At 42.7% G+C, this 25,236-nt stretch carries 11 protein-coding genes and 1 tRNA gene; all 12 read left to right on the top strand.

Translation table 11 applies throughout. The features are described from left to right. Positions 1-220: 220 nt before the first annotated feature. Positions 221-2,224, top strand: a complete 2,004-nt coding sequence (locus J4N24_RS02960) for an HD family phosphohydrolase (protein ID WP_207532361.1) — start codon at positions 221-223, stop codon at positions 2,222-2,224. A gap of 131 nt (positions 2,225-2,355) precedes the next feature. Continuing rightward, positions 2,356-2,442, top strand: a tRNA-Ser gene (locus tag J4N24_RS02955). Positions 2,443-2,971: 529 nt separating this feature from the next. Beyond that, a complete protein-coding gene (locus J4N24_RS02950) occupies positions 2,972-6,115 on the top strand; it encodes a SusC/RagA family TonB-linked outer membrane protein (RefSeq protein WP_207532136.1) in 3,144 nt (1,047 codons plus the stop codon). A gap of 11 nt (positions 6,116-6,126) precedes the next feature. Next, positions 6,127-7,743, top strand: a complete 1,617-nt coding sequence (locus tag J4N24_RS02945) for a RagB/SusD family nutrient uptake outer membrane protein (RefSeq protein ID WP_207532135.1) — start codon at positions 6,127-6,129, stop codon at positions 7,741-7,743. A gap of 16 nt (positions 7,744-7,759) precedes the next feature. Next, on the top strand, positions 7,760-8,674 hold the full coding sequence (locus J4N24_RS02940) for a DUF5017 domain-containing protein (RefSeq protein WP_207532134.1): 915 nt from the start codon (positions 7,760-7,762) through the stop codon (positions 8,672-8,674). A gap of 110 nt (positions 8,675-8,784) precedes the next feature. Next, positions 8,785-11,766, top strand: coding sequence for a right-handed parallel beta-helix repeat-containing protein (locus J4N24_RS02935; protein WP_207532133.1), 2,982 nt, complete (start codon positions 8,785-8,787; stop codon positions 11,764-11,766). 179 nt (positions 11,767-11,945) lie between these two features. Further along, positions 11,946-14,930 carry a SusC/RagA family TonB-linked outer membrane protein gene (locus tag J4N24_RS02930; protein WP_207532132.1) on the top strand — a complete coding sequence of 995 codons (2,985 nt, stop codon included), beginning with the start codon at positions 11,946-11,948 and terminating at the stop codon, positions 14,928-14,930. 18 nt (positions 14,931-14,948) lie between these two features. Next, positions 14,949-16,541, top strand: a complete 1,593-nt coding sequence (locus J4N24_RS02925) for a RagB/SusD family nutrient uptake outer membrane protein (RefSeq protein WP_207532131.1) — start codon at positions 14,949-14,951, stop codon at positions 16,539-16,541. A 7-nt stretch (positions 16,542-16,548) separates the two neighbouring features. Further along, positions 16,549-17,814 (top strand): GDSL-type esterase/lipase family protein, encoded by a 1,266-nt coding sequence (locus J4N24_RS02920; protein WP_207532130.1) that lies wholly within the window; start codon positions 16,549-16,551, stop codon positions 17,812-17,814. Between the two features lie 25 nt (positions 17,815-17,839). Beyond that, entirely contained in the window at positions 17,840-19,180 is a 1,341-nt protein-coding gene (locus J4N24_RS02915) for an alpha-L-fucosidase (RefSeq protein WP_207532129.1), read from the top strand. A gap of 11 nt (positions 19,181-19,191) precedes the next feature. Then, complete coding sequence (locus J4N24_RS02910) at positions 19,192-20,961, top strand: hypothetical protein (protein WP_207532128.1); 1,770 nt, start codon at positions 19,192-19,194, stop codon at positions 20,959-20,961. A 175-nt stretch (positions 20,962-21,136) separates the two neighbouring features. Continuing rightward, positions 21,137-25,210, top strand: a complete 4,074-nt coding sequence (locus tag J4N24_RS02905; RefSeq protein ID WP_207532127.1) for an ATP-binding protein — start codon at positions 21,137-21,139, stop codon at positions 25,208-25,210. Positions 25,211-25,236 lie beyond the last annotated feature (26 nt).

Below are 25,236 nucleotides of genomic sequence, written 5' to 3'. Positions count from 1 at the left end.
TCAGTCGCTCAGTTTAAGTACTTCTCTCACAAATACAATACCTGATTTTCGCGTGACCATTGCAGCTTATCTTAACATTGTACTCGTTAAGCTATTTCTCGTCCCGTACTGATTAATTGTTTATTTTTGAAAGCGTAAGGAAACTATTGTGGCTAAATTCAGAAAAAACTCACATCTCATCCTATATAGAAGATATGCATCCTGGTTGAAATACATCATGATGTTTTTATCAGTAGCAATCGTAACACTTTTTCTACCCAAACAGCCCCGCTTTAAATACGAATACGAGAAGGGCAAATTATGGATGAACCAGGATTTGATATCCCCTTATGGATTTGCCATTGAAAAGACTCCTGATGAATTGGAAAAGGACCGGCAAGACGTTCTGAAGTCTGTTCAACCTATCTACAAACTTGAAACAGAAGTGATGGAGACGGAAGTTCAAACCTTTCTTACAGATTTTGAATTAAAGTGGACCACAGCAGGCGAAAAGCCCGGTGCCAAAGGTCATTATAAGAACTTTGGTATTAGTCTTTTAAATAGTATTTACCAGAGAGGGGTGATGACTTTAAGTAAGCGTTACCAGCGAAGCGGTCCAAATTATAACTTTCAACTTGTCCAAAATAATGTATCCGAACAGCTTAATACAGTAGAAACCTTTACCCTGGACGCAGCGAATAAATATGCCGAGGACGAGATCAAAAACAATGCGGCCATTGCAAACAAGGAATGGCTGTTAAGCATCGTTAAAGATCGTATTAAGCAGAACTATATTTTCGACGAACTTTTGACGGAGAGGCTGGAGGAAGAAGGCTTAAGGAATATATCCCTGACCAGGGGGATGGTTCAACAGGGGGAGCTGATTGTTGCCAACCGGGCACTTATTACCCCTGAGGTTTATCAAAAGCTGGAATCACTCAAGAACACTTTTGAAAAGGATGACAGGATAAGAGGAGATAAGCGGGTCATTTTTATTGGTCAGTTTTTACTCGGGGGGCTGATCGTTTCACTTCTGATGATATTCCTTCGCCTGTTCAGACGGGATATATTTCAGGACAATCGCCAGATCTCGCTGATCCTGATCGTAATCACTTCCATGATGGTAACACTCTCCTGGGCCATCCAATTCAAAATACCAAATGTTTATTATATCCCTTATGCTATTGTTCCCATCATCATAAGGATACTGTTTGATACACGTCTTGCTTTAAATATCCACCTCCTGGTGGTATTGATAGCGGGCTTTTTCGTCCCTAACAGTTTTGAGTTCGCTTTCCTGCAAGTAACATCTGGTATGGTGGCTATTTACAGTATAAAGAACCTCGTAAAACGGGAACAGTTCCTGATATCAGCACTGTTAATTCTGTCAGACTATTTTATATGTTTCGTAGGGATCTCTCTAATAAGGAATGGTTCTTTCCTACAGATCGAATGGGTCAGCTTCATTCCATTTATCATCAGCGTACTTTTGTCTTTATTAGCTTATCCGCTGATCTATTTGTTTGAGCAGATCTTTGGAATCACTTCTGAGGTGAGCTTGATGGAACTAACCAATACAAACGCCAAACTCCTTCGCGAACTCTCCTATAAAGCACCCGGTACCTTTCAGCACTCTCTTCAGGTAGCCAATCTCGCAGAGGCTGCGATATATAATATTGGTGGAAACGGATTGCTGGTAAGGGCAGGAGCGCTTTACCATGATATCGGTAAAATGGAGAACCCGCAATACTTCATCGAGAACCAGAATAGGGGCTCCAATCCGCATGATTCCCTTTCTTACGAAGCCAGTGCCCAGATCATCATCCGTCACGTTACGAAGGGAATTGAAATAGCGAGAAGAAATCACCTTCCGGAGATCATTATAGACTTCATTAAAACTCACCATGGAAATACCCGGATGGACTATTTTTATCAATCCTTCCTGAAAAACTTCCCTGAAAAGTTCGTTGATGAAAATATTTTCAGGTATCCTGGACCAATTCCTTTTTCGAAAGAGACAGGGGTGTTAATGCTTGCCGATTCAGTAGAGGCAGCATCAAGAAGTCTAAAAGATCCTGATGCCAAAAGTATCAACAGTTTGGTTGACAGGATTATAGACTACAAGCTGGATCAGGGGCAATTGAATAACAGCAATATTACACTAAAGGATATTGCCATGATCAGGCAGATCTTTAAGAGTATGTTAATGAGTATTTACCACGTGAGGGTAGACTACGACCTGTAGAAAAGTGAAATTTTTTTTTGAAGGGAAGAGCTTATTACTATATTTGCACACCCAAAAACGGGGAAATGGTTGCAAAACCGAAGTTCTTTTAAGATTACAAGATCAGTGCTAACGCTGATTCAAAGATAGCCGGAGAGGTGCCTGAGAGGCCGAAAGGAACAGTTTGCTAAACTGTCGTACTGGCAACGGTACCGCGGGTTCGAATCCCGCCCTCTCCGCAATAAAAATGCTGCCCAATGGGTGGCATTTTTTGTTTATAGAGAATGAAACCATCTGCATTTTTTATTGCAGGATCATCCTTCAGATCAGCGTTGCTAAGAAAGCCCCGTACCGTCTTCGCGAGATCCGGTAACAAACACCTTTAATCCTTTTTCAAAAAAGACCTCGTCGAAATAAGCTTCTCCCAGCATGGCCTTCAGGTTCTACCTCAAATAGAAGACCTTTTAATAAGCTTTTTGTAACATCTCCCACCTCTTGTGCAACATTCACGTAAGCTTGCTACCCAAGAAAAAGTAGAATTTAGCATTGTCGAAAAGGGTAGAAATTTTCGAATTATTAACTAACCAATTTATTATGCTAAAACTACTTTTGCCCCATACAATTTGGGCGTTTCAAATTCTCACTCCGACTTTTTCATTCAGTTTAAACGGAATTGACAGTAAGGGCTGTTGCTCGTCAAGACTACAAGACTCATTTGCTGGGAATAATTAATTTTAGAACAATAAGGAAGCTCATAATATATATTATATGAAAGGAATTTTAGCTAGCGGCAGTTGTTTCCTTGTCTTGCTTTTATTTACTGCCCTTACTGGATACAGCCAGAATGCAGAAATAATAGTAAAGGGCCTTGTAAAGGATACCCGGGGTGAAAGACTGCCTGGGGTAAGTGTGGTTATAAAAGGAACTAACAAAGGTGTTGTTACAAACTCACAGGGAACTTTCACCATTAGGGCTTTTTCGCCTGAAAACATTCTTGTGTTTACATTCCTCGGTTTTGATAAAATGGAACGACTGATCGGCGCCGATCGGAATTTGAATATTACGCTAAAAGAACATGCGAATGAATTGAACCAAGTGGTCATAATAGGGTACGGGGAAGTAGCAAGAAAGGATCTGACAGGGGCAGTAGGACAGGTTAAAGTAGAGGACCTTCAGAAAGCTCCGGTAAGGTCTTTTGAAGAAGCGCTTGCCGGAAGGATTGCAGGAGTACAGGTAAGTTCTCCTGAAGGGCAACCAGGAATGTCAAGCGATATTGTTATCCGGGGAGCAAGTTCTATCACGCAGGATAATTCACCGCTTTATGTTGTCGACGGGTTCCCTCTCGAAAGCCCTAACAACAATACTCTGAATCCCTCAGAGATTGAGTCTATTGAGGTTTTGAAAGATGCTTCTGCTGCTGCCATTTATGGAGCGAGAGGAGCAAACGGCGTAATTATCATCACTACGAAAAAAGGGAAAACAGGGAAACCTGTTATTAGCTATGATGGATACTACGGTTCGCAGCAGGAAATCAAGCGGGCCCAATTAATGAGTCCTTATGAATTCGTGCGCTATCAGCTTGAACTGGATCCTGTTGGGAAGACCGAATCGTATACTCCTGCCGGAAAAACACTGGAGGCTTATCGTTCTGCTCCTGGGGTCGACTGGCAGGACCAGGTCTTTAGAGCTGCAGGTATGGCAAATCATAACTTATCAGTAAGAGGCGGGAACGACCAGACTAAATATTCGATCTCGGGATCTGTGATGGGGCAGGATGGTATTATCATAAACTCGGGATTCAAAAGGTATCAGGGCCGGATTTCCTTAGATCAAAATATCCGGAAAGATTTTAAGGTGGGGCTGAACGCCAATTACTCGAACACGCGTATCAATGGAACCACACCATCAAGCTATAATGGTAACAGTAATTCTCTTAGCTTACTTTATAGTGTTTGGGGATACAGGCCCGTTAGCGCCAGCGATGTGCCCCTGGAAGACCTCATCGATTCGCCCATGGATCCTGAGGTAGATGAAACTGCTGATTATAGATATAATCCAATCCTCTCCGCCAAAAATGAGCTTAACAATAATTTTGATAATTCCCTTATCGTAAATGGCTACGCTCAGTTCCCGGTCTTAAAGAATCTAACACTACGAGTAACCGGAGGTATTACACGGCAGACAACACGCCTGGAAACCTTTTACAATAGTCAAACAAAGTACGGGGATATAAATAGCGCCCAAGGTAGCAGAGGAGCTAATGGAAGGTTAACAAGTTTGGAAAAAAACGATTTCCTTAATGAGAATATTCTTACCTACAAACGAAAGTTCAGCAAGTATCATAACCTCACGGTATTAGGAGGGTTCACCATGCAGGAGCAGAAGAACTTAAGCTTCGGCTACCAGGCTTCTGGTTTACCTAATGAAAGTCTCGGTTTAAGTGGCCTTGAAGAGGGAACGGCCCAAACGCTCAATTCCTCAAGATCAGAGAATTTTCTAATGTCGTACTTAGGGAGGGTAACTTACGATTATAGATCGAAATACCTTTTCACAGCTTCATTCCGTGCCGATGGTTCGTCAAAATTCTCTACCGAAAATAAATGGAGTTATTTCCCCTCAGGAGCATTTGCATGGAGATTAAGCGATGAAAAGTTTATGAAGAGCCTAACATTTATAAATAACGCAAAATTGCGCACCAGTATTGGGGTAACAGGTAATAACCGCGTGTCAGACTTTGCATATCTCTCAACTATTACCTTCCCGATCTCAAGGTATTACACCTTCAATAATGCTTATTTTATTGGGGCTATTCCAACAACACTTGGGAACAAGGATCTTCGCTGGGAAACCACTATGCAGGCGGATGCAGGGCTTGATCTGTCTTTCCTTAACTCTAAATTCAATTTAACTGTCGATTATTATAACAAGCGTACCTACGACTTGCTTCTTAACGCGCAGTTACCTTCAACTACCGGCTATCAAAACGCCTTTAAGAACATTGGCGAGGTAAGGAATGCCGGTTGGGAGTTCGAGTTGAGTACAATGAACTTCAATAAGAAGGATTTTAAATGGAACACCTCCTTTAATATATCCTTCAATCGAAATAAAGTGATCGAGCTTACACAAAACCAGGAAAGTATGTTAACCACGATTGGCTGGGAAACCGGATACAGTAATATACCTCCTTATATGGCAAAGGTTGGTCAGCCCATAGCTCAGTTCTATGGATTCAAGTGGCTTGGGAATTATCAGTACGACGACTTTAAACTGAATCCCGACGGAACTTATAGCTTAAAAGCTTCTGTGCCTGATAATGGAACAGGAAGAGACAAAGTTCAGCCCGGAGACATTAAGTATGCCGACATAAATGGAGATGGTACAGTGAATGCATCAGATAGGATGATCATTGGCAACCCAAATCCCGACTTCATCGGCGGATTATCGAACAACTTCAACTATAAGGGATTCGATCTCAATGTGTTTTTTCAATGGTCTTACGGCAATGAGCTCTTAAACGCGAACCGCCTCGTCTTCGAAGGTAGTCCAAGACTTAGCCTGAACCAGTTTGCAAGTTATGCTGAACGCTGGACGCCGGAAAATCAAAATAATACCTATTTCAGAACAAAGGGCTATGGACCAACGGCCTATTCTTCAAGGATCATCGAAGATGGGTCCTACCTGCGCCTGAAAACGGTTTCACTGGGATACAGGATCGCTGGGAAGTGGTTGAAGCCAGTTAACATTAGTTCATTAAGGATTTATGCTTCAGCTCAAAACCTTATTACCTGGACAAATTATTCAGGTCTGGATCCGGAGGTTTCAACAAAGCGTGCAGCCCTTACTCCCGGATTTGATTATGCTGCTTATCCAAGGGCTAAGACTATTGTGTTTGGTTTAAATGTATCACTCTAAATCTTACGGTAATGAAGTTCATTTCTAAAAATATAGCATTCTTAGGCCTATTATTTTTTTCAGCTTGTAACGAGAAGCTGGAAACAAAACCTTCGGATTTTTTAAGTCCGGTAAATTATTATGAAACTGAAGCACAGCTGAATGCTGCCTTAAACGGGGTATATGATCCTCTCGGACAAGAGGCAATGTATGCAAACGGTTTGCTCACTTACCTTTCATACGGTAATGACGAAGCTATCTGGAGAGCCACCGGGCAGACCACCGGACCGATGGTCTATAACTACGATCCCTCCGAGGCGAACATTGATAACCTTTGGACCGCCCTTTACTACGGCATCAACCGTGCTAATGTTTTACTCGAAAACATAGACAAGTCGATTGCTGGTACTAAGGCAAAGGAAATAATTAAAGGCCAGGCCCTGTTCCTGAGAGGCTATTATTATTTTATGCTTGCCGATAACTGGGGAGCGGTTCCCATTAAATTAAGTTCAACTCAATCCGCAAATGAAGTCGATATCCCTTCATCGCCGGCCGTGGAAGTGTTTTCACAGGCTGTAAAGGACATGGAGGCGGCTGAAGCCTTATTGCCGACGGCACTGGAGTGGGGAGATAATTCGGCTGGCAGGATCTCAAAAAATACGGCCAGAGGGATACTAGCCAGAACTTATCTCACAATGGCCGGCGAGCACCTGAAAGATGTAAGCAAATACCAGGATGCACTAAAATGGTCGAAAATGGTGATCGATTCCAAAGAAAGTGCGCTGAACCCAGACTATGCTCAAGTCTTTATCAATCATTGTCAGGATAAGTATGATAATATTTACAGGGAGTCAATGTGGGAGGTGGAATTCTATGGAACAAAATCCGACATCTACGGGGAAGTAGGTTATAATGGAAACCGGAATGGGATCCCCTCGAATAATATCGACTTCCCCGGGTATGGCTATGCATTCCTTTATGCAACTGCAAAGCTTTTCAATAAGTATGAATCAAGAGGATCAGGCGCGACCGAGTTTTCTCCCGACGAAAGAAGGGACTGGGCAATTGCTCCCTATACCTGGAATGATAATACTAAGACAAAGGTGATGATGACTTATAGTGCCAACAGCGCCTATAACCGGTATCCGGGAAAATGGCGCAGGGACCTCGAAACGAACCTGCCAAGGACTAAGAACTCCAGCGGAATAAATTTTCCTCTTTTAAGGTACGCGGATGTTCTTTTAATGTTTGCAGAGGCAGAATTTAGAGTTAATGGAGCTACAGCCTTAGCCTACAATGCACTTAATCAGGTGAGAAGACGTGCATATGGGAAGTTGAAACCTGGGGCAACAAATCTTTCGGAGGCTGATCTTTCAGGTTTAAGTGAAGATGCCTTTTTTAAAGCTGTTGTTGATGAACGTATGCGGGAACTTGCCTTCGAATGTCTGAGAACACATGACTTGAAAAGATGGGGGATACTGGTGAGCACGTTGAAGGATTTTGCCGCAGATATCAGGCAAAATGCTCCCGCTAATCGCAAATTTTCGTCCATAGTGGGTGATAATGTTCAGCCACGGCATTTCTATTACCCTATTCCAAGTCGCGAAATGTCACTGAACAAAGCAATTGCTCAAAACAGTAACTGGTAATTCAAATGAACAAATCATGCTAAAGGATATAAAAGTTTTAATAATTGGCTCTTTCGCCGCTCTGTTCCTCACGGCCTGCGACAAGAGTATAAATAGCCCGGATTTTAATGTGTCAACAGATGCAAATACCTACAAAAAGGGGGCAACGGTGACGTTCAATATCTCGGGAAACCCGGATGTAATAAAGTTCTATTCAGGTGAGCAGGGTAAAAAATATGAATTCAGCAAAAGAGATTCGCTGAAAGGTAAGCTCTTGCTGCAATTCTCAACGTTTGCCCAAAACGCTGGAGCCCAGGAAAATTCTCTGAAAATACTTTATTCTACAGACTTCAAAGGAGCTTACACGGCAGCGGGCATAGGAGCCGCCACCTGGAATGATCTTACGCAAAAAGCAACGCTTTCCACCGGTACAGATAACGTACCTTCAGGTCAGATTGATTTGACCAGCCTGGTTCCCGCTAAGGGCCCTGTTTATTTTGCTTTCAAAAAAAGAGATGAACAAAGCACTACTCAGAAGCCAAGAGCATGGACCATCAGATCTTTTCAGCTTAATCTAATGAATGAAGCAGATAGTTATCTTTACCCTGTAACTGATTTAACTACTGCCGGCTGGACCGCCATAGATGTTCTTAATTCGACATACCGTTGGGCAATAAACCTAACAGCCACACCTCCCTCTTTAAGTATCGGCGGCGGAAATATCAATAGCGCAGCAAATGAAGACTGGCTAATAAGCAAAGTGCTCTACCCCAATTCAATAAAGCCAGATCCTGCTATTCCAGTTAAGGGGGTAGATACTAAAGTAACAAGCTACGCTTACACCTTCCCTAATCCCGGGGTATACAAAGTGGTCTTCGTAGCATCAAATATGACCCTTAAAAACCAGGTAGAAGTGGTTAAGGAGCTGGAACTTACCATTACCGACCAATAATCCATTGCCTTTTTATTTTGAATATATGGTTGAAAAAGAAGCCACTCTCAAGAGTGGTTTTCTTTTTTAAGCACTGCCCTGTCTTTCCTTGAAAACCAATTATAAATCATATGAAAAAATACATTTTACTTTTTTTAGTTTTTCTTGCACTTAGCTCCAGGTCGCAGAACAGGTATTATGTTTCTGCTTCTGGCGATGATCAAAATAATACTGGAACTTCTCCTGGTTCACCCTGGAAAACTATTGCGAAGGTGAATTTGATGATGAGCACGTTTAACCCGGGCGATTCTGTTTTATTTAAACGAGGCGAAGAATTTGCAGGGGAACTGATCATCACCAGATCAGGAACTTCAACAGCTAAAATCAATTTTGGTAGTTACGGCAGTGGTACTAAAGCTATACTGAATGGTGCGATACCTGTTACCGGCTGGCTACCCCATGCAACAAATATTTGGGTGGCAAACTATTCCGGGTCGCTGACAACCTTAAATAACTTCTTCATGGATGATGTAAGTCAGCAGATTGGGCGATGGCCTAATTCTAATGCCACCAATACAGGATATAATTCTGTTGATGCTTCTGTTGGAAATACCCAGTTGACAGATGCTCCCTTATCTGGGCAGAATTTTGTGGGTGGTACTGCGGTGGTAAGGGTGCGCTTGTTCATTCTAAATAAGGCTTCGGTAATTTCCCATTCGGGAAGCACGCTTACTTTTTCGGGAGTGGGTACCAATTATGATATGACGGCGGGGGACGGTTACTTCATCCAAAACCATATTTCCACATTGGATCAGCAAGGGGAGTGGTGTTTTGATGCGGCTAATAATAAGATATATCTCTACTCCGCAACCGACCCTAACACCCTTCAAACCTGTGCACCTGCTAAAAGCAATACCCTAAGCGGTACTAATATAAGTCATGTCAGCATCACTAACCTCAAATTTGTTAACGCTAATTCCTACGGGATTAAAATCGAAAATTCAAACGGGATCAAGGTGGAGAACTGCGATTTTCTTAACACTCATAATGCAATATATCTGAACACTATTCAGAACTCTGATATAAATTATAATACAATCAACAATACGAATAATAACGCCATCTGGATAGCGGGGTCATTTTATAATTGTAACTACAATACGATCAACAATACTGCTCTTCGGCCTGGTATGGGCGAACCGGCAAATAACCAATACAATGCTATTAACATGGTGGGAGCAGACGCTACGGTAATGGGAAACCGGATCAATAAAGTAGGTTATTGCGGGATCCGTTTCGAAGGAAGCCGCCTTACCTTGAAAAATAATGTGATCAGCGAGTTCGCATTAACCAAGGCGGATGTCGGAGGGATCTATTCGTTTAAAGGCTTCGCGCCAGCGAGTTATGGATACGGGAATAATCTCATTACCGGAAATATAATAAGCAATGGTGTGCCCAACCTCTACGGAACAAGGGCTATTCCTGTAAATACAAATTATGCTGTCGGGATCTACCTCGATCAAAGTACCATAAACAATACTGTAACAAATAACACAGTGTTCAATTGTAACAGCGCAGGTTTTATGATCAACGAAGGAGCCAACACACATATTGTTCGCAGTAATGTCTTCTATAATAACATGTTCGGCTTTGCTTATTTCCCAACTACAACAACCGCAAAGAATTTGACGGTCAAAAATAATATTTGGTTCAGTAAGCATCCTTCTCAGATACTCGGAATGTCTCAGGCTACCAATCTTGATTACATGAAGAACTTTGGCTTATTAGACAGTAATTATTTTGCTCAGCCTTTTGAGCCCGACAGTACCTTTATCCAAACGAACGAGAACTATGCCACCCGGATCAATAGGATCTATTCTCTGTATGATTGGAAGAAGCTGGGTTACGATCTAAATTCTGTCCTTTCAAATTATAAGGTATCCCCATTTACTGTAACTGCTACAGGCTCAAATACAATTACAAACAGTACCTTCAATTCAGGTATTTCAGGCTGGACCTTAACACCATCAAGCGGAACCCTTGTTCCAACCTGGGATAATACTGGCGTGCTGGATGGAGGAAGCCTTAAATTAAGCACTGCCGGAGCAACGGGGCCTAATACATCAAGGGCGGCAGCAACAATTGGAAATGTCGAATTCAACAAATTCTACCAGGTTTCTTTTTCCATTAAAGGAAGCACTGATACGGCAAGATTAAAGGTTACTGTATTTGCAGGGCAGCCCGTGGCAAAGTACCGATACGTTAAAACCAGCACTCAGCGTAATGAAGTTACATTGATCTTCAGTCCTGTAGCCAGTATAAATAACGTAAGTTTACAGCTTACCTTAAATGATCCCGGGAATCTGGTATGGATAGATAACGTTCAGTTTAAAGCTTTAACTACTACCAATACTAGTGCTGACGAATACCTTTTCTTTGCGGTGAACGATGAAGCTTCTTCTAAAACTTTTAATCTGGGTTCAACCTCTTACAAGGATGTAAAGGGCAATACCTTTAGCGGATCCATCACACTTCCTCCATATTCCTCAACAGTTTTAATAAAAAATAATGTTGTGCTTCCACTGCGAATGACCAGTTTTTCCCGCTATTCGGAAGGATGTAATGCGAACCTTAGCTGGACGACAGAAGATACGAGATCGGTGAGGGGATTTGAATTGGAGCGCAGTGCTGATGGCAAACGCTTCTCCAAATTTAGTTTGATAGAAATTCAGCCATCTGGTTCCTATAATCAATTGGTGAATCAGGGTGGAAAGGAGGCGTATTACAGGTTAAAGATCGTAGATGTGGATGGCAGCAGCCGTTATAGTAATATCATCCGTATTAAATCACTTTGCCAGGAAAACGCCTTGAGGGTTGCACCTAATCCGGTAAAGACAGAAGCAGTTGTTGTCATTCCGGCATCTATGGGGACTTTAGTTTCCTATAAGATCGTCAATGCAGGCGGCCAGGTTGTATTGGAAAAACAGGTGAATTTACCAAAGGACAGTTTTCTTTTGAATTTGGATACTGCGCTATTAAAGCCGGGATACTACGTGGTTTCTGTACAGGAAAAAGGGAAAAGCAGCCACGCGATATCTTTTATCAAGGAATAGGTATTCCTACATTACCAGCTACTGGTCAACATGGAATCGAAAGCTTGAAAATGTGCATAATGCATCAGGAAATAAGGTTTCTGCAACATCTGCATAAGTCGCAGCATAAGGATAACATTAATTTTACATCGTCGATCTCAGCTGGATCTTCAGTAATTAACCAAGTAAACTAACGAAATATGTCAGGTAAAATAAGTGTGATAGCATTATCCGTCTTATGTGCATTATCAGGGCTTGCCTCAGCAGATCCAACATCAGGTAGTGTTCCCCTTGCCTCTGTAAGTACGAAACAAATAGCAATTACAGGTAGGATAACAGACAGGAAAGGTGAGCCATTGATAGGGGTGGCCATTAAAGAAAAAGGAAGTAAGACCGGCGCAACAACAGATGTGAACGGTAATTTTAAACTTCAGGTATCTGCAGCAAACAGCATCTTGCTCATCTCCTACGTTGGCTACAAATCCCTTGAATATCCTTTAAATAATCGCAGCAACGTAAGCATCATTCTTGACGAGGATTCTAAATCCTTGAATGAGGTGGTAGTGGTAGGCTACGGAACCCAAAAGAAGAGCGACTTTACAGGGGCTGTGTCCTCTCTTTCCTCTAAAACAATAGCAGAAACGCCGGTAGCATCTGCTGCTCAGGCAATGCAGGGCAGGGTAGCAGGGGTAGATGTAACCAATAATAGTGGCCGTCCGGGAGACGCCGCCACCATTCGGATTCGTGGTAACCGTTCCATCACAGCCGGGAATAATCCCTTGTATGTTATTGATGGTATACCGATGTCGGGAAGTATTAATACGGTAAATCCGGCAGATATAGAATCAATGGAGGTCCTTAAAGATGCATCGGCCACCGCAATCTATGGATCTAGAGGTGCTAATGGGGTAATCCTGATCACCACAAAGAGAGGAACAGGCGACCGTCCTGTTATCAGCTACGATCCGTATTATGGAGTTACAGAGCGAATTGGCTCTATTCACATGCTAAGTGCTTCCGAATATGCATCTTACAGGCAGTCTACAGGAGCTGCCTTGGAACCTTACCAGCAAACAGCATTGAACGAGAGTTTCTCGACAGATTGGCAAAGTCCCCTTTTCCGGGCGGGTTACCGGCAAAACCATCCGCTTAGTATCAGGGGAGCCTCGGGAAAAACAAAATACCTGGTTTCCGGGGAATATTTCAATGAAGAGGGTGTTGTTAAGAAATCGGATTATACACGTTACGGTTTCCGCGCGAACCTGGATCAGGAGGTAGGAAAGAAAGTAAAGGTTGGGGTATCATCTTTTCTGTCCTACGCGGTGCAAAATTATGGCATCATTCCTAATAATGTATATCTCCAGAATGTACTCATTCTGGATCCCTTAAGTAATCCTTTCAATCCGGATGGAACAGTAAATGTGGCTCCGGATAATCAAACAATCAAGAAGAATCCCTTTACAGATCTGAACAGCGTTACTGCCGACAGAAGAAAGAGTTACCGGGTGTTTGCCAGCGCGTATGGAGAGTATGAGATAGCAAAGGGCCTTAATTATCGCCTTAATGCAGGTGTAGACAATACTAATAATAAGAATGGTACTTATAACAGTGTTCTAAGCAATAATAACGGGCTTGCAACAGCGGGAATCAGTAATGGAAGTGCCCTCGCATACACTATTGAAAATCTTTTGAACTTCAGGAAGGAATTCAAGGGACACTCTTTTGCAGCTACGGGTCTTTTCTCGGTGCAAAGCGATTTTAACGAAACTTCAAGCACTTCGGGAAGGGGTATACCTTACGACAGCCAGCTCTATCATAACCTTGGCACAGCAACGGAAATTTCAGCTGTAGCAAGTGATTATACCAAAACGTCCCTGATGTCTTACATGGGGAGATTAAACTACGGTTATAAAAGCCGTTATCTAGCCACGTTCACGATGCGTGCAGACGGTTCTTCCCGGCTGGCACCGGGGAAAAAATGGGGATATTTTCCGTCCGTAGCATTGGGCTGGCGGATGGTAGAAGAGTCATTCCTAAAAGACCTGGCAGTTCTGTCAGAACTTAAATTAAGGGCAAGTTATGGTGTAAGCGGTAATACCGGTATTAACCCGTATTCTACACAGGGCGCGCTTTCCAAAACAGTTTACGCCTGGGATGAAAACGCTGGTTACGGATATTCACCATCTGCCCTTTCCAATGGAAATTTAAGCTGGGAGAAAACAGCAAGCACGAATATAGGTCTCGACTACGGATTCCTTCAAAACCGTATCAGCGGAAGTGTGGAAGTGTACGAGCAGAATACTTCTGACCTCCTGCTTAACAGGGCTATTCCAGGTTGGACCGGTTTCGGCAGTGTTCTTGAGAACGTTGGAAAAACAAGGAACAGAGGGATAGAATTCAGTATTTCAGCTACTCCGGTAACAGGCAAGAACTTCAAATGGAGCATTGATGCTAATGCTTATGCTAATCGTGAATCAATTGTTGCATTAAATAGTGGAGTGATTAATGATATTGGCAATGGATGGTTCCGAGGGCAGCCTATTAAAGTTTGGTACGATTATCAACGGAACGGGATTTGGCAAAGCTCGGAACTAGAAGCTGCAAAAAAATACAATGCAGTTCCCGGTGACGTGAAATTGGTCGATTTAAATAATGATGACAAGATCAATGCAGATTTTGACAGGAAGATCGTTGGGAATCCAAGACCGAAATGGGGGGGAGGGATCACTAACCGGTTCAGTTATAAAGGTGCAGATCTTTCGTTCTTTGTTTATATCCGCCAGGGACAAACTATTTACAGCCAGATCCACGAGCGTTTAAACACTGGCTTTTATATGTATAACAACCTGAACGTAAACTACTGGACGCCCCAAAACAACTCTAACGATTTTCCCCGTCCTACTGTGTCTGGAACTACAGGAATTAAACCTCCTTTATATTATTTCGATGGCTCCTTTATCAGGCTTCAGAATGTATCACTTGGCTATAGTCTGCCTAAATCACTTATTGGTAAATCCCCGCTCAGCAATGCAAGGATCTATGTGACGGGGAATAATCTCTGGACAATAATGAACAAAAAGATACCTGGTTACAATCTCGATCCTGAAACTTCAACAGGCGAAGTAACTCTGGATAATGTATTATCAACCAGGTTAGTGATGCTAGGCTTAAATCTTACATTTTAAAAAGAGAAAGGAATCATTATGAAACTATCAAAATTTATTATAGCACTTGCATTAACCGCAGTTACCGGCACTTCTTGTAACGACTACCTTGATGAAGAAATAGTGAGTGGCGCAACTGCTGGTTCATATATTGTAGATGCTAACGGTCTTACGGGTGTGGTAAACGCTGCCTATGCCCCTTTGAGAACTTACTACGGACAGGAGCTGGGCTTTGTACTTACAGAGTTCGGTGTTGATACATATACTCACGGTCGCGATGGCTCTTTTATCGATGTAAACCAATATAACCCTGGTTTATCGCCAAGTCTTTCTATCCTAAGTACTTTGTGGACAAATTTCTATAAAGGTATCAGTACTTGTAATACCGCTATTGACCGTGCGCCGGCTATAGGTAATATTACGGATCAGTTACGCTCGCAAAGAGTTGCTGAAGCACGTTATCTGAGGGCACTTTATTACTTCGTATTGGTTCAAACCTTCGGTGATATCCCATTAAGCCTTAATGAGATCAAAGATGTGAGAACGGAAACTATTCGCGTAAATGCAGAAAAGATCTATACCGATGCTATCCTTCCTGACCTCGAATATGCTGTAACTAATCTTCCGCGTACGCAGTCCGACTATGGCCGGGCAACCCAGGCAGCAGCAAAAATGTTACTTGCAAGAGTACAGATGGTACGTAAAAACTGGGTAGAGGTTGAAAAGTTGTCAAACAGCGTGATAAAAGACTATAATTTTTCTCTGCAGGATTCTTATTCTGGGATCTTCGACATCAACAACCAGAAAAATTCCGAGGTGATCTGGGCTGTAAATTATAATTCAACAGCATTACTTAACGGAACGGGAAATCAAAGTCACCTTTACTTTATCATGGTGTATGATGGCGAAAAAGGAATGCAAAGGGATATCCTGAACGGACGCCCCTTCAATCGCTTTAAACTTACCCCCTATGGGAACAGCCTCTTTGATAATAAAGCGGATAAGCGTTATGTGGAAGGCTTCCAGCGAGTTTATTATGCCAATAATAGAACTACAGCTCCTGCTGGAATGAACCTGGGTGATACTGCGGTTTTTATTACAACAGATATCGTACCTGCCAGCGTAAGGGCCACAAAGAAGTATGCGATCTACGATTTAAACGATATTAATTCGCAAACGGTGAGGACCAAGTTCTTAACGAATATAAAGTTCCTTGATCCAAAACGAAGCAGTGTTACGGCTGTAGAGGGTTCTAAAGACTTTATTGTGTTCAGAATCGCTGAAGCTTATCTTAATCTTGCAGAAGCTCAGTTGATGCAAAGCAGACCTGATGATGCTACTGCAACTATAAATATACTTAGGAAAAAAAGGTCTATGCCCGGATTTGATCTAAGCATAGGAGCAGGCCAGATGAATATGGAATTTATCCTGGACGAGAGAGGCAGAGAACTTTATGGAGAAATGCAGCGCTGGTTTGATTTGAAGCGCACCGGAACCCTGATAGAAAGAGTGAAGAAATATAATCCTGATGCCATGGCCGGAATTAAAGATTATCATGTGCTTCGTCCTATTCCGCAAAGCGAGATTGACCGCTCAAGCAATAAAGTAGACCAGAACTTAGGATATAATTAAGCCTTAGATGAAATTTAAAATTTTAGCTTTTCTCTTGCTTTTAAGCACGATCTATGTGTCTGCTCAGACTTTGTCTAATAAAGCTATGCCCGATTTTACTGTAAGAAAAGGACTGCCTAATTTCTATCGGAAGATATCTGATGGAAAACCGGTAACTGTAGCCTATCTTGGAGGTAGTATTACCGAGGCAGCCAATGGTTGGCGGGACCAGTCGGCCGAAAAGATTCGACAGAGATTCCCTAATGCTAAGATAAATGCCATTAATGCGGGAATCGGGGGGACAGGGTCTGATCTTGGTGTTTTTAGATTAAGAGCGCAAGTATTAAGTCAGAAACCAGATCTCGTCTTTGTTGAATTTGCGGTAAATGATATTTCCAAGCCTTCCACCCTTATCCATAAAGCAATGGAAGGTATTGTCAGGCAAATATGGAAGGATAACCGCGAAACTGACATCTGCTTCGTCTACACCCTAACAGGGGACATGGGGGTTGACCTCGGGAAAGGTAAAATTCCGCAATCCACTGCCGCAATGGAGGAAATAGCCCAACACTACGGTATCCCGACTGTAAGTATGGGACTTAAGGTAGTACAACTTGCCACCGAAGGGAAACTGGTATATAAGGGAGCGAAAGACCAATATCCTGATAAAATAGTTTTTTCAGCCGATAATGTTCATCCCTTTCCTGAGACCGGACAAAAGCTATATGCAGAAGCACTTTCTGTAGCTTTGGATAGCATCTTTATACATTCTGCACAGAAAAATGGAAAACGGCTTGTAAAACCCTTCATAAAGGATAATTGGGAGGCAGCAAAGCTTATCCCGGTTGAGAAGGCAGTCAAAACAGGAAACTGGGAAAAAGTAACTACGGATGATCCTGAATTACAACGAATATTTAAAAAGCCATTTACAGAATTTATCAAATCCAGCGAAAAGGGAGCAAGCCTGTCATTCCGGTTCAAAGGGCAGGTAGCTGGATTGTATGATGTAGTAGGTCCTGGCTGCGGACAGTATGAATTAAGTGTTGATGGGGGTGACAAAGAGCTCGTGCCTCGTTTCGACAGCTATTCTACGTATTACCGGCCGCAGTATTTCCTTAAGCAGGGACTGAGTAAAGGTTTACACACTGTCCGTTTGGAGGTTTCCGGCAGGCAGCTCGACAAGAAAGAAATATTAAGCCAACGTAACAACCAGACAATGGATAAGGAATCGAGATACCAGGAGAATGCCTGTTATGCAGGCTATATCATGCTGATCGGTGATTTGCAGAATTAAGTTGAACATCCGAAAAGGCTACAGTATGAGATGGTTTATTGCCCTGATTAGTTATTTTCTAATTTCTCCATTTGCCTATTCGCAGCAAGCGGCGAATAAACCGGAGCGGGAAAAGTGGTTTAGCGGTCTCGGCTTTGGAATGTTCATCCATTGGAGCCTCGATTCGCAACTTGGGGCTGTGATCAGTCACTCCCTGGCTGGTTCCTCTAAAGCCTACCGTAACAAGTTCTTTAATGAATTGCCTCATACATTCAATCCTTCCAGGTTCAACCCTGAGGAGTGGGCGATACTTGCCCGCCTTGCAGGAATGAAATACGTAGTGTTTACTGCCAAACATCATTCTGGCTTTTGTATGTTCAAAACCGGAACGAGCTCATTCAGCATCACAAATACTCCTTTCCAAAGGGATGTTACGAAGGAAATCATAGCTGCATTCAGGAAACAGGGGATAGCCATCGGCCTATATTATTCTCCTGAAGATTTTTACTTCCTGAATAAAACGGGCTCACCGATTGGGCGCTTGCAGCACCCCAGCCACTTTCCATTACAGAACCCGGCATTGATGGAATATGATAAATCCCAGTTAAAGGAGCTTTTAACTAATTATGGTAAGATAGACATCGTCTTCCTCGATGGGCCGGCAGAAGGCTTAAAGGAGTATTGCTGGAAATTGCAGCCCGATATAGTAGTTACCAGGGGACACATGGTGACTCCCGAGCAGAAAGTGCCCGATGCAGTGATATCCTCTCCGTGGGAGACCTGCCTGACTATGGGTACTGACTGGCAGTATAAACCGACAAATGATCAATTCAAGACGGGAACAGAGTTGATCAGTACCTTGATAGAAACGCGGGCAAAGGGAGGTAATCTGCTGCTAAATATCGGGCCGAAGCCGGATGGTTCATTACGCGAGGAGGAGGAGGCCCGCCTGCGTGAAATTGCATTATGGAACTTCGCAAACACAGAAGCGATCCACAATGTCCGGGCCGCGTTAAGGACCAGGGAAGGAAATATCTGGTATACCAGCTCGGAAGATGGAAGATTTATCTATGCTTTTATTCCAGGCACCAGCTGGAAGTACGGGGAACGCAAAGAAATAATTCTCACTTCTCTGAAAGCATCCGCTTTAACTTCCGTCAGCATCCTTGGCTATGAAAGTAATTTGGTGGAGTACCGGCAAAACTTCGATGCCTCTATAAAAATACAAACGGGAGATCTGGGTTTGGTAGTAAGCGCAGTGAACGGTCAGCGCTTTTATACCGATAATAAATGGCCCAATCCGGTAGTGCTTAAGATTTCCGGGGCAAGCTTTAAGGATAACGCCAACTCTTCTGAAACACAATCTAAGCTCGAAGGAGCCCAGTAAACATTATTTCGATGAACACACACTTCAATAAACTGATTTTCCTCTTACTTATCCTGCTAAGCGGAACCTCAATTAAGGCACAGAACAATGCTTTCTTTATCCTCGATATGGTCCACCATAACCCCGGAGAACCGCTCACTAAAAGCGCATTTACAGATCCTTCCTATCTCAAAAAGTGGGGATACAACGGGCAGGTGATAAACGATTTTACTTTTGCTCATGCTGCTATTACTTTCGATCGATTGAATAAAAATATTTTTCCAGAGGGCTCGGCTGAAAGGAAATGGGTTGAGAATGCAGCCCGGAAAGTTAGGGAGAATATCAGGCTGGCACATGCCTCAGGCATCAAAGTTTACTACTTCACAGATATAATTGTCCTGCCTAAAAAGCTCGTTGAGCTCTACAAAGATGAGATCACTGACAAGGATGGAAAGATTTCTTTCGAACGCCCCAAAACTGTGGAGATCCATAGATTAATGTTGAATGAATTGTTTGATACCTTTCCTGATCTGGATGGATTGGTGATCCGTACGGGTGAAACGTATCTGAATAATGTTCCCTATCATACCGGTAACGGCCCTATTACTAATGGTCCTCAGAGTCATGTAAGGCTGTTAGAGCTATTGCGGGAGGAAGTGTGTGAGAAGCGTAATAAGATGATCTTCTACCGCACCTGGTCTTTCGGGGGGATGCATGAACAGCCTGACTATTACCTTAAAGTAACCAATCAGATAGAGCCCCATCGCAACCTGGTTTTTGCGATAAAACATACGAAAGGCGATTATCAGCGAACTTTCGATTTCAACCCAACACTGACCTTAGGAAAGCACCCTCAAATCGTTGAAGTACAATGTCAAAGAGAGTATGAGGGCAAGGGCGCTTATCCGGATTATGTGATGAATGGTGTGATCGAGGGTTTCGAGGAATATTCAGCAAACAAGCCCCAACCTGGCTTTAAAAGTCTGCAGGACATCAAAAATAGCCCGAACTTCCGTGGAGTATGGTCCTGGTCAAGAGGCGGCGGCTGGGTCGGTCCATATATCAGTAATGAGTTTTGGTGCCGACTAAATGCGAATGTGATCAGCAAGTGGGCTCTTAATACCAGAAGATCAGAAGAGGAGGTTTTTAATTTGGTGATGACAGATATGGGAATTAAGGGAATATCAAGAAAGAGATTCAGGGAACTGGCCTTATTATCGGCAAAAGCAGTGATACGGGGGCATTCCAGCGTGAAACTTCCTTTTCAAACAAGCTGGACCTGGTGGATGCGCGACGAGTTCCTCTCAGGTTCTGATCCTAATCCCAATCCTAAACAATTCTCTTCTGAGGGTCTGCTCTATAAGGCTTTTACACAGTATTATAAGGACGGTGTGTTGGATGCGGCAGTGCAGGAGAAGTTCGAGGCGGTAGAACTCTGGAAGAAAATTGAGAAGCTTAGCCGGAAGGTTCGGATGACTAATAAAGAGGATCAGGAATATGTGCAGGTTTCTTCAAAGTATGGATTATTACTTCACCAGATCATTGCAGAAGGATGGAAGGTTATGGCCTTAGGTTTTGAGGGAGACAAAATAGGAAAATACGATATCAAAGATATGCACGAGGCCATTTTCAACTACGATAAGTATTGGGGGCAATATGAAGATTTCAAGAAAGCAAATCCCTCGGCGGCTAGCCTTTACAAGGCATTCTCTTTCGAATATGTTTCGCCGGCATATCATGGGGAAAAAGGTATGGGAGCATCAGTAAACTATTATAGGAACAAGATCAGCGGTAGAAGGTAAAAATGGAACAAAGAAAGCAGAAGATTAAAAATTACACGGTGCTAACGGTTACCTATCTCTTCCTCACCATATTATTGCTGTTTATGATCTATACCTTTATTTAGCAGGAAATATACTTTTAGCAGGTTCTTTGCAGCCTATCCAAAAACAAATTATATTTTCACGGGAAAACTTCATGAGCGGAAGGCGCTTTTTATTTTCTTTTTTAAGCATAGCGTATATTGCTATCCGATCGGTTTGGGCACAGGAAGCTGTTGTCAGTCCCGGAGTGCGCTTTGAGCAATATTTTAGCAGTCAGGGGCTCCCGGATAACCGGGTTCGAAATATATTCCAGGACAGCAAAGGATATTTATGGGTAGGCACTATGAATGGTCTTTGTCGCTTCGATGGATATACTTTCAAAAAATTCTATAGCAACCATGCTACGAGCACAATTACCACCAGCTGGGCTCACGCAATTGCCGAGGATGAAAAAGGTAATCTTTTTATCGGTACAAAATATGGATTAAGCAAGTTTGACAGAAGTACAGAACAGTTTATCGACCTGGGTAAGAGAGGTGGTAATTCGCCCTTAAGTACTCAGGTTCCGATCTCCTCCCTTTTGTATCTGGATAAGAAGTTATGGATAGGAACATCAAAGGGCTTGCTGGAATACAATCCTGGCAACAACCAGATCAGGACCTTCAGCAATTACCCACTAAAGGGCGGTATAGCTAAACTTTTGCCCTCCTGGGGGAATTGTCTATGGCTTGCCTGCGACTCGGGCATAGTGCGATTTAACACTAAAACAAGTAAGGCACAACTTTTTAAGATCAATATTAAGCCAAATCCGTATGGCGACAGGGTTTGGTCTTTACTGGAAGCTGATAAGTCGCTCTTTGTAGGAACCGGGGCCGATGGTATAATAAAGCTGGAGTTTGACGCAATGCAGAACAAGTTTACAGGCTATAAGCGGCTTGAAGACGAGGTTGGGAATGGTTCTCTTTTAAAAGGATTGCAGGTTTTTGATGTAGCGCTATGGCAGCAAAATGATCTTTGGCTGGGCACCGAGGAGGGACTGGGAAGGATAAAAAACCTGAATAGAAAGCCTGTTCTCGAGTTGTTTAGAAACAATGCTCTCGATAAGAATAGTATCAGTAATAACATAGTTTACAGAGCATTAATAGACCGCAGTGGGGTGCTCTGGTGTGGCACCGAGCTTGGCTTAAACAAATCTGATCTTAACTTGCTGGCTTTTCAATATTATACCTTCCGAGGTATTAATTCTGCAGATCAGGTTAGAAGTATTGCTTCCGCCGATGGTACCCATGTTTTTCTTGGGACTGCTAGCTCAGGCCTTTACCAATACAATACGAATACCCAGCGGTCGGCCAGGCTCAAGTTTGGCCCTGGTCAGTTTTCCCTGAACGCCTACCGATCCCTCTATGTAAATAATGGTGAGCTATGGGCAGGAACATTAGGAGGAAGCCTTAGGATTTCTGTGGCTGACGTTCAAAATTATACTGCAGGCATAAATAATCAGGCTACTTTTGCCACCCTGCGCGATTCAAGGGACAATTTATGGATAGGAACCAATAAAGGATTGTTACTGATAGATCCTTCAGGCAAAAAGGTTGATCTTTCGAGGGATCGCAGGGTACCAGAGATCATAAAACGAGGTTTTGTACGTCAGATCTATGAGGATGCGAAAGGGAATTTATGGCTCGGATTTGAAAACGGAGGCCTTCTTTACTTTAATCCCCGTACCCGGAAGCATTTCCATTTCAACAAGACCAGCCAGAAGCAAAGATTGTTAGGTTCAAACGTAGTAGCTATTACTGAATATCCTGCTAACGTAATTTGGGCTGGTACAGAGGCCGGCTTAAATAAAATAGATCTTGGGCGAAATAAATCTGCTGCCTACGATATTAAAACGTTCACGGAAAAGGATGGGCTACCTGACAAATCGATCAATGGGATCATTGCCGATGATAGTGGCATTTTATGGATATCTACAATAAAAGGACTTGCGCGCTTTGATTTGGGTAGAGAAGCCTTTCAAACATACCTTTCCAATGTTAATTTCAGCATCGGTAGTAGCTATAAAGTAAGTCCTCATGAATTCCTTTTCGGTACAAGCAACGGCTTCATCGCATTTGATCCTTCGCAGATTCCCAATTCTGGAGACGCGCCTTTAGTGGCTCTTTCAGAGCTGAAGCTATTTAACCAGCCTGTTGAAATAGGACAGGTTTTTAATGATGATATCATATTGAACGAAAGTTTCTCCTCAATACCGGAGATTAAGCTAAATTACCATAACAACGTATTCACGCTCGGTTTTACCGCCCTGCATTATTCCAATCCTGAGCAAAACAGGTACTCTTACAAAATGGAGGGCTTTGATAAAACCTGGATCAATGCTGATGCTTCTGCCAGAACTGCCACTTATACCAATTTAGATGCAGGTACCTATTATTTCAAGGTAAAGGCGGCAAATTATATGAATAATTGGAGTAAAAAGCCGGCGGTTTTAAAGGTGACGGTCTTACCACCTCCCTGGAAGACCTGGTGGGCTATTGTCCTTTATGTGATCCTGTTTAACATCCTGCTCTATGTTCTGATCAGGTATGTGCTTATTCAATCCAGGCATAGGCAGGAAATTGAGTATCAGAAGATGGAGAAAGAACAACTGAAGAGACTGAACGAGATGAAGGTTGATTTTTTTACTAATATCTCTCACGAATTCAGAACCCCGCTTACACTGATTTCTGCTCCGGTAGAGGAATTACTGGCAAACCAGACCCTTGGTAGCCAGGAAAAGCAGAAAGTGAGTTTCATTTACAGAAACTGTAAAAAATTGCTGTTGTTGCTGGATGAGCTAATGACCTTCCAGAAAGCCGAACAGGGTATGCTTAAATTAAAGCTTGTACCTCTGGAACTTAGTGGATTTCTGAAAGCTATTTTCGTGAATTTTCAACCTCTTGCCGAACGTAACCAGATCGAATTCAGTTTGCTTAACCAACTTGGTGAAAGGATCCTTCCTTTTGATCCTGACAAACTTGAAATGGTGCTGAACAATCTAATTTCTAATTCGTTCAAATTCACCCCGGAAGGAGGAAAGATTCAGCTTATTCTTTCGGGCCTAAGCTCTGCCGAATCAGATCAGGAAGAAGTTTCAGTTACTATCCGCGATAACGGAAAGGGTGTTTCCGAGGAGGAGTTGCCGCATATTTTTGAACGCTTCTACTCGGAACATAATAAGAAAGGTACGGGAGTAGGTTTAGCGCTTACGAAAAATCTGGTAGAGCTTCATGGGGGGAAAATTGAGGTTGAGAGCAGTCCGGGGAAGGGAACAAGTTTTACTGTCAGACTTCCATACAGGAAGGATGTTACCCCGATAATTTCGGCTAATGATCTTTACTTTGCCGAATCTCCGGTACTTGTTTTCGATAGTTCGCTTGCAGACGGTATTTCAACAGTCCCGAATAAGGATGAGAAACCTAAATTGCTTATTGTGGAGGATAACAAGGAGATCCTGGATTATCTGACTTTACTTTTTGATTCGAATTACCAAGTAAGAAGAGCCATTAATGGTAATGACGCACTTGAGAAACTAAAGGATGAGGAGCCCGATCTGATCATCAGCGATCTGATGATGCCGCAAATGACTGGAATGGAATTATGCAGGCTGTTGAAGTCGGACCTGAAGACAAGCCATATTCCCTTTATCCTGTTAACTGCAAAATCAACAGATGAAGACAAATTACAGGGTTTGCAAACCGGCGCCGACGATTATATTTCGAAACCTTTTCATCCTGAAATACTGAAGGTAAAAGCAGAAAAGCTCCTTGAATCGCAACGCCGGCTGATTGAAAAATATAAAGGAGATGGAGTGGTTATTCCAAAGGACATCGCTAAGAACCCTCTGGATGAACAGTTCTTGCAAAAAGTGCTGGATACTATCAATGCGAATTTGAGCAACGAGGAGTTTTCTGTTGAAGATCTGGGAGAAGCTGTCTTTATGAGCCGCAGCCACCTGTTCAGGAAGTTAAAAGCGATTACCGGCCAAACCCCCATCGAACTTATATACCAGGTTCGTATTAAGCACTCAATGGAACTCTTGCTGCAACGTAAGCTTTCCATATCAGAGATCGCTTACGAAGTAGGCTTCAAAAATCCTTCTTCATTTACATCCTCCTTCAAGAAACAATATGGTAAATCTCCCAAAGAATATCTTAACGATGTCCTCAAAGAGCAAAAGCCTGATTAGAGCCAGGGAAGTAGAATTTTGAACGA

It is taken from the genome of Desertivirga arenae (assembly GCF_017355785.1).
GTDB classification, from domain to species: Bacteria; Bacteroidota; Bacteroidia; order Sphingobacteriales; family Sphingobacteriaceae; genus Desertivirga; species Desertivirga arenae.
Note: the sequence above shows the minus strand (reverse complement) of the source record. Positions and strands in the feature narration are given on the sequence as shown.